The sequence below is a fragment of the Nocardioides cremeus genome (assembly GCF_030518195.1).
GTDB classification, from domain to species: domain Bacteria; phylum Actinomycetota; class Actinomycetes; order Propionibacteriales; family Nocardioidaceae; genus Nocardioides; species Nocardioides cremeus.
Window position 1 is genome coordinate 1 of sequence record NZ_JAULSC010000045.1, and the last position, 7,556, is coordinate 7,556.

A 7,556-nucleotide genomic window follows, 5' to 3' on the forward strand; every position below is an offset into this window, starting at 1 on the left:
GGGGCTGTGGATCTCGGCGTGGTCGGCGTCGACGCCGCACTTCTGCAGCTGCTCGGTCAGGCGGACCGACTGTGCGGTGTCGAAGCGCCAGTCAGAGGAGAAGGAGGTGACCTGGAAGCGGGTGGGGCAGCCGGCGAGACGCTCGACGACGGGTTCGTCGGCGAACGGGTCGAAGTAGTCCATCAGCCGGGTCAGGTAGAGGTAGGACAGCGAGTCGAAGCGACCCAGGAAGGTCTCGCCCTGGTGCTGCAGGTAGTGCTCGACCTCGAAGTCGGGCTCCAGGCGCCACTGGTCGTCACCCGCGGAGTCGCGCTGGTGGTCGAAGCGGGTCTCCAGCGACTCCGGCGAGACGTAGGTGATGTGGGCCATCATCCGGGCCACCTTCTGCCCGTGCCGCGGCACCACCCCGCGCTCGGCATAGCGTCCGCCGTGGAACTCCGGGTCGGCCATGATCGCCTGACGCGCCACCGAGGAGAACGCGATGTTCTCCGCACTCAGCCGCGACGAGGCCGCCACCACGACCGCGCGCTCGATGCGCCGCGGCTCCTCGATCACCCACTGCAGCACCTGCATGCCGCCCATCGAGCCGCCGACGGCGGCGTACAGGGTCTCGACCTGCAGGTGGTCGAGCAGCCGGCGGTGGCAGGCGACCAGGTCGGAGACGTGCAGCAGCGGGAAGTCGAGGTAGCGCGGCTCCCCCGTCGCCGGGTCGATGCTCATCGGCCCGGTGGTGCCCGAGCAGCCGCCCAGGATGTTGGGTGCGATGACGAAGAACCGGTCGGTGTCGACCGGCTTGCCCGGCCCGATCATCCGGTCCCACCAGCCCGGCTTCGCGGTGTGCGGGTCCTCCCCGCGCCGGTAGCCCGCCGCGTGCGCGTCACCGGTCAGCGCGTGGCAGATGAACACCACGTTGTCGCGCGCCGGCGACAACTCGCCGTAGGTCTCGTAGACCACCTCGACGTGCTCGAGGCTCTTGCCGCCGCGCAGGCGCAGCGGGTCGTCCTCGGTGGCGAGGACGACCCGCTGGGGCACGGCGTCGAGAAGAGGGCCGCTCACAGGTTTGTGACTACTTGGTCGCGGCGAGGGCCTGCTCGAGGTCGGCGATGAGGTCCTCGACGTTCTCGATGCCGATCGAGAGGCGCACCATGTCCTCCGGCACGCCCGCGCCCACAAGCTCCTCGGGCGTGAGCTGGCTGTGGGTGGTGGTGGCGTTGTGGATCGCCAGCGACTTCGCGTCACCGATGTTGGCCAGGTGGCTGAAGAGCTCGAGCGCCTCGATGAACTTCTTGCCACCCTCGCGGCCCGACTTCACGCCGAAGCTCAGCAGGCCGCCGTACCCGTGGCCGGTGTGGATCTTGTCGGCCACCTCCTTGTAGGGGCTGTCGGGCAGACCGGGGTAGCTGACCCACGACACCTCGTCGTGGCCCTGGAGGTACTCCGCGACCGTGAGCGCGTTGGAGCTGTGCCGCTCCATGCGCAGGTGCAGCGTCTCGAGGCCCTGCAGGAACATCCACGAGTTCATCGGGGTGATCGCCGCGCCGGTGTTGCGCAGCAGCACCGTGCGGGCCCGGATGATGTAGGCCGCCGGGCCGGCGGCATCGGTCCACACCGCGCCGTGGTAGGCCGGGTCGGGCTTGGTCAGCCCCGGGAACCGGTCGGAGTGCGCCGCCCAGTCGAAGTTGCCCGAGTCGACGATCACGCCGCCGATCGAGGTGCCGTGACCGCCGATGAACTTCGTCGCGGCGTGCACCACGACGTCGACGCCGTGCTCGAAGGGGCGCACCAGATAGGGCGTCGGCGCGGTGTTGTCGACAACGAACGGCAGACCCTGCGCGTGCGCGGCGTCGGCCCAGGCCGGCAGGTCGATCACGTTGATGCGCGGGTTGCCGACGGTCTCGCCGAACACCATCTTCGTCTTCTCGTCGACGTGCTTGGCCAGCTCCTCGGGCTTCTCCGGGTCGACGAAGCGCACCTCGATCCCGAACTGCGGCAGCGTGTGGGCGAACAGCGCGTAGGTGCCGCCGTAGAGCGTCGAGAGCGCCACGATGTTGTCACCGGCGTAGCAGAGGTTCAGCACGGCGTAGGTCGTCGCCGCCGAGCCGCTCGCCGTCGCCAGGGAGCCGACGCCACCCTCGAGCTGGGTCATCCGCTGCTCGAAGACGTCCTGCGTCGGGTTCATGATGCGGGTGTAGATGTTGCCCGGCTCGGCCAGCGCGAAGAGGTTCGCGGCGTGGTCGGTGTCGTTGAAGACGTAGGACGTCGTCTGGTAGATCGGCACGGCCCGGCTGTTGGTCGTCGGGTCGGCCTCCTCCTGGCCGGCGTGGACGGCCAGGGTCTCGGGGCGGTGCGTCATGGGTGCTCCTGCTGGGGTGGCTGATGTCGACTCAGCGGCTGCTGCGACCTCTCGAGACTAGGGAGGGGTCTCGGGGCTGGGTGGGTGTGTCCGCGTGGTGGGCGGGCCGCTGTCCGTAGTCACGTCGATTCGCTATGCGGCGAGGCACCACAACTAGCCCCGCCTCGAAGCGTCCCCTCGTCCAACACGAAAGATGACTCGGGGGGGCGGGCCCATGAATCCGTGACGTTCAGGTCGTTCGCTGCCGGCGGGCACCTTCGGGTGCTAATTGACCTCTCGAACGCTGCTGGGGTCTAGGTAGTCCACGGCAGCCACACCGCGGATGTTCATCTCGGGAAGCTCGCGCCCTACAAAGCCGCTGCCGTCCGCGGTGACCGCGGAGCAGTGGACATAGGCTCGAAAGTACTGCTGCCGCCCCTGCGTGATGACGATGTTCCCGCTCCCTTCCCTGTCAATAACTCCGCGGGGGGTGTAGCCATTCGGGCGTTTTCCAGACTCCCACTCCCAGTAGATGGCGTCACTGGAACCAATGCCAATGGACAGGTAAGCCTGATCGCAGTTGTCCCTGATCCAAGCTCGGTCGACCGGCGCGATAGAAAGCGCTACAAATGTCACGTCGGCTGGACCTGCGATAGAGGCACTGTCACTTACAACGCTATAGAGGCCGGAATCATCGGCATCTTGATCAACCCGGTCGACCTGGTACGTCCAGCTCACGTACTCGTCCGTCCCGCCGTTGGGGCCCCTTGGCCCCGCCGGACCTGCCACCCCCTGAGGGCCGTCGGCGCCAGTCGGCCCTAGCTCGCCTCGCGGGCCTGCGGGACCTGCCGCCCCCGTCCTGCCATCAGCACCGTCAGATCCAGGCAGACCCTGTTCGCCCGGATAGCCCTTCTCGTTCCAACTCAAGGACTTGAATCCTCGCGGACAGGACCCGTCCGAATTGGCAACCTTGAGTACGCGGGTGGACCGCTTCATGCACGCTTCGACCATCGCTGGCTCGTCCGTCTGATCGGCCCTCGACTGACGGTCGACGGCCCATCCAGTGCCAACCGCGCCACCGATCAGGACTAAGGCGAGACCGGACGCGGCCACGGTTCTACTGGTCATGCGACGAAGGTAAAGGACCGAGGGGCTCGTTCGCACCGGAATGGCGCCATGGCGTTCGTAGGCGGCAATCGGACCTAGAGCACCTCGTCAGTGCGACACCTGACGGACCCGCGTTCTCCTCCGCTGGTCCGAGGTGGGTCCGGCACGTGGTTGCGCTATCCCTGCTTGTCGACCCGTGGGACAGACCGCACAAAAGCTCCCCTCGGCGTGCATTGCGGGAAGGGTAGGGAAGTTGTCAGGAGCTCGGCCGGACCCGGTGACCGAGTGTCCTCCGGCAGGCGGTGGTCATCGGTTCTCGGCGACGACCGTCGCTCCCGCTCCTCGCCGCTCGATCAACGAGGGTCGAGCCGCGTAGGCAGGCACGGTGCTCACCGGTGGCTGAGCAGCGAGGGCTGATGGCTCGAGCGTGTCGAGACCCGGTGACCGCGCGGCGTACGGCAGGCGTGATTCTCACTGGGTCTCGGCAACGATCGTCGCTGGCGCTCCTCACTGCTCGACCAACGAGGGGCCGGCGTGGTGCTCGCTGGGTCTCGGCAACGATCGTCGCTGGCGCTCCTCACTGCTCGACCAACGAAGGCCCGGCGTGGTGCTCGACGGTGGTTTCGAGACGGGACTTCGTCCCTCCTCAACCAACGGTGGGCTACTCGACCAATGGGACCTCCTCGAGGTCCTTCGGCAGCTGGACGCTGCCGTCGGAGACGCGGATGCAGTCGTCGTCTCGGTCGAGGGAGAAGACCAGGGCGTCGGAGCCCTCGCGCACCGTGTCGTCGAGGGAGAGGTGGAAGTCGTCGCGGGTCAGGCGGGCGTACGGCATGGGCGGCTCGTCGCCCCGGGCGTACTCGCCCTCGTCGACGACCTCCCAGCCCTCCTCCTGCACGGCCTCGAGCGCGACAGCGAGCTGGTCGGCGTACGGCGCCGTCTCGGCGACCCGGCCGCCGACGACGAAGGTGAGGCCGGGCGCGGGCTCGCTCTGGCAGTAGTCCCCCTGACCCGCGGCGCTCTCGACCTCAAGCCCGGCGCCCTCGAGGGCCTCGACGACCTCGCCGCCGGTGGCCAGCAGCTGCTCGGAGAGCTGGTCGAGGTCGCTCATCGCGTCCTCGTCGTCGACGCCGCACCCGGGCAGGGCGAGCAGCGCGAGCGCGGCCAGGAGCGCCTGGACGGGTCTCATGGCTGGTCCTGGGTGGTGTCGGAGCGGCCGGGCACGTCGCCGCTGGGCTCGCGCTCGCCCTCGGGGTCGTCGGCCCAGCGCCACCACGGGTCGTAGGACTGGTCGGCGCCGTTGACCGCGTCGTGCTGGCCGTCGACGATGCGCCCGAGGTTGTAGAGCGACTCGGAGTCGTGGTCGTAGTAGCGGCTGTGGTCGGCCAGGCTGCGCACGGTGCTGCGCTCGACCGACTCGGCCTCGAAGCGGCTCGCGTCGAAGTCCTCCGACGACGGGTCGATGCCCAGCCCACCGGGGGTGTGCAGCCAGCCCTCGTCGCCGAAGAACGCCACCGCGTCGCGGCTGTTGCGCCCCACCCACACGTGGCCCTCCCCCGGGCTGAAGTCGTCGGCCGTGTCGGCCGGGCCGGCGCCCGGGCTGCCGATCAGGGCGACGTCGTCGGCGCCGAGGTCGTGGTCGGTGGCGGCGTACGACGTCGTGGTGGAGCCGTAGCTGTGACCGATCACGGTCAGGTGCGCGTCATCGCCGGGACGGGAGGCGCGCAGGCCGTCGATGGCGTCGGCGAGCCGCTCGCCGCCGTCCTCGGCGCGCCCGCGGGTGATGGTGTCGAGGTCGATCGGGCCCTCGGGGGTGTCGTAGCCCAGCCAGAACATGGTCGCCACGCTCGAGTCGTCGCCGTTGAAGCGCGTCGCCTCGTAGAGGTTCATGGCGTGGCTGACGCCCGTGACGGCGTCCCTGGCCTCGGTGGTGATGCCCGGCACCGACACCGCGACGTCGTCGGCGGTGTCGAGGTCGCCGACCGCCACCGCGACCCGGCCGTCACCGTCGAAGGCGCCCGGGTCGTAGAGCCACAGCCGCCCGCCCGGCTGCTCGCCGGTGGTCGGGTCCTCGAACTCGTCGGCGTCGGCCAGCGCGTCGCGGGTCTGCTCGGCGTTCTCGAGACGCCGCTCCTCCTCGGCGCTGAGGGTGCCGTCGTCGCGCTGGCTGGCCAGGGTGGCCAGGTCGTCGTCGAGCAGCAGCCGGTTGGCCTCGTCGCGCACGCCGGCGGGCAGGCCGTCGGCCTGGCCGAGCAGGCTGGGGTACGCCGCCAGCGCGGCCTGCTGCTGGGCCTCGCTCAACCCGGCCCACCAGCGCTGCACCTCGCTCGGGCTCGCGCCGCTGCCCGGTGCGCCGTCGCGGCCCATCGCCTCGACGGCGGTGTCGCTCGCGCCGCCCGTGGCCGAGAGGGCGTCGCGCAGGCTGGTGCCGGCCTCGAACGCCTGGCGCAGCCGCTGCTCGTTCTCCCGCACCGCTCGCTGCAGGTCGGTGTGGTCCTCGACGAGGCGGCGGTAGGCCAGGCGCAGGTCGGCTGCTCGACCCCGCATGACCTCGATGTCCTGCAAGGTGGCGTCGGTGATGGCGTTGATGTCGGCGACCAGACCGCTGCGGTCGGCGTCGAGGTCGCGCTTGCGGGCCAGCAGGTCGTCGGCGGTGGCCTGGTGGGCGCGCAGGTCGTCGGCGTACGCCGCCACCGCGCGCGCGACCCGGCGCAGGGTGGTGGCCATCGCGTCGTGCTCGTCGCCGGCACGGCCGGCGGCCTCGCGGTAGGCGTCGTAGGCCTCCCCCCACCAGCCCTGCAGCGCCTGGAGGTGGCCGGCCTCGGTGGCGACCTCGTCGTAGCGCCCGACCGCGGTGAAGAGGCGCTCCGCGAGCTGGTCGGCACCCGCCGGGGAGCCCTCGGGCTCGCGGACCTCCGGCTCGGAGGCCGGGATGGTGATGGTGGTCATCGGGCGGGCCCCAGGCGGCCGTCGAGGTCCTCCATCTCGCCGCGGGTGCTGCTGTCTGCGGCGGCGGTGCGGGCCGCGACCTCCTCCAGCGCGGTGGAGAAGCCGTCGACGATGGCGGCGCTCTCGCCGGCGTAGCCCTCCCAGGCGCTCAGGAACGCCCGCGCCGCGCCCTGGCACTCGGGGGCCAGCCCGCCGGTGGGGGCGGCGCCGAGGTCGCGGGCGGTCTCCTCGAGCAGCTCGCCCAGGCTCGCCCAGCGCTCGCTGCCGGCGCGCAGCGCGTTGTACTCCAGCCCCATGTGGCTCATCGCTCGGCCGCCTCCGACCCGCTGCGGTGGCGCAGCACGACCCGCCCGGTCTCGGGCACCACGAGCAGCAGCAGCTCGGCGCGGTCCGGCCCGTCGGGACGACCCGCCTGCACGCGGGGCAGCCCCTCGGCGGGGGCGAGCACGTGCCACCCGGCCTCGCGCAGCGCCTCGGCCGCGCGGCGTACGACGGCCTGGGCGGTGTCGGGCGCGACCGGCTCGCCGCCCTCACGGGTCCAGGTGATCTCCAGGCGCCCCTGGGTGCGGCGCTCCGCGGTCTCGGTGGGCCAGTCACCACCGACCGCGGTCGCCCACAGCCGGCTCAGGAGCTCGGGGTCGGCAAGTGGCTGGTCAGGTGCCTGGTCGGATGGCTGCTCGGTCGGCTCGTCAGCGGCCCGCTCGGGCGGGAGCAGGACGATGTCGACGTCGGGGTGCCGCCGGCGTACCGGCGCCCAGAACGGGTCGGTGGCGGCCGGGTCCGCCTTGCTCTCGTCGGGCACGGCCCCCACCTACCCACTCCCCCACGTGCGTACACAACGCCGAGCAGTCGCGTGCACGTCGTTGGTCGAGCAGCGAGGAGCGCCAGCGACGAGCGATTGCCGAGACCCGGTGAGTGAGCGGCGTACGCCATGGGGTCACGGGGTTTCGGCGACGCTCGAGCCTTCGGCCCTCGCTGCTCAACCAGCGGCGGGGTTTCGAGCAACCCAGCGGCCAACCCCGGGCCGCGCCGTGGCGCGGGAAGATTGGGGCCGGTGACGGTTCCTGCGTGGCGTGGTCGGGGTGATGCTTGGAGGGTGTCGGTCGTGACGGACCCCGAGCGTCTCTGGCGCCTTGAGCCTGCTTTCGAGCATGGGGCGGGGAGCTCC

Annotated in this window: 7 protein-coding genes; all 7 read right to left on the minus strand. The window is 71.0% G+C overall.

Annotated features, from left to right (window positions below; all coding sequences use genetic code 11):
• Positions 1-1,056: homoserine O-acetyltransferase MetX (gene metX / locus QWJ41_RS20465; protein WP_302710316.1), on the minus strand; the 1,056-nt coding region annotated here is incomplete at its 3' end.
• A gap of 10 nt (positions 1,057-1,066) precedes the next feature.
• Positions 1,067-2,353 (minus strand): O-acetylhomoserine aminocarboxypropyltransferase/cysteine synthase family protein, encoded by a 1,287-nt coding sequence (locus tag QWJ41_RS20470; protein ID WP_302710318.1) that lies wholly within the window; start codon positions 2,351-2,353, stop codon positions 1,067-1,069.
• Positions 2,354-2,617: 264 nt separating this feature from the next.
• Positions 2,618-3,070: a hypothetical protein gene (locus QWJ41_RS20475; protein WP_302710319.1), complete on the minus strand. Its 453-nt coding sequence runs from the start codon at positions 3,068-3,070 to the stop codon at positions 2,618-2,620.
• A 1,030-nt stretch (positions 3,071-4,100) separates the two neighbouring features.
• On the minus strand, positions 4,101-4,628 hold the full coding sequence (locus QWJ41_RS20480) for a hypothetical protein (RefSeq protein ID WP_302710320.1): 528 nt from the start codon (positions 4,626-4,628) through the stop codon (positions 4,101-4,103).
• A complete protein-coding gene (locus QWJ41_RS20485) occupies positions 4,625-6,388 on the minus strand; it encodes an alpha/beta hydrolase (RefSeq protein ID WP_302710322.1) in 1,764 nt (587 codons plus the stop codon). Before QWJ41_RS20485 ends, QWJ41_RS20480 begins: the two co-directional genes overlap by 4 nt.
• Entirely contained in the window at positions 6,385-6,693 is a 309-nt protein-coding gene (locus tag QWJ41_RS20490; RefSeq protein WP_302710323.1) for a hypothetical protein, read from the minus strand. Before QWJ41_RS20490 ends, QWJ41_RS20485 begins: the two co-directional genes overlap by 4 nt.
• Positions 6,690-7,190, minus strand: coding sequence for a hypothetical protein (locus QWJ41_RS20495; protein ID WP_302710324.1), 501 nt, complete (start codon positions 7,188-7,190; stop codon positions 6,690-6,692). Before QWJ41_RS20495 ends, QWJ41_RS20490 begins: the two co-directional genes overlap by 4 nt.
• Positions 7,191-7,556: the final 366 nt, after the last annotated feature.

Bases quoted from the DNA above. Each gene is read 5' to 3' on its own strand.
- QWJ41_RS20480 (WP_302710320.1), bottom strand. From the start codon at position 4,628: ATGAGACCCGTCCAGGCGCTCCTGGCCGCGCTCGCGCTGCTCGCCCTG.
- QWJ41_RS20485 (WP_302710322.1), bottom strand. From the start codon at position 6,388: ATGACCACCATCACCATCCCGGCCTCCGAGCCGGAGGTCCGCGAGCCC.
- QWJ41_RS20490 (WP_302710323.1), bottom strand. From the start codon at position 6,693: ATGAGCCACATGGGGCTGGAGTACAACGCGCTGCGCGCCGGCAGCGAG.
- QWJ41_RS20470 (WP_302710318.1), bottom strand. From the start codon at position 2,353: ATGACGCACCGCCCCGAGACCCTGGCCGTCCACGCCGGCCAGGAGGAG.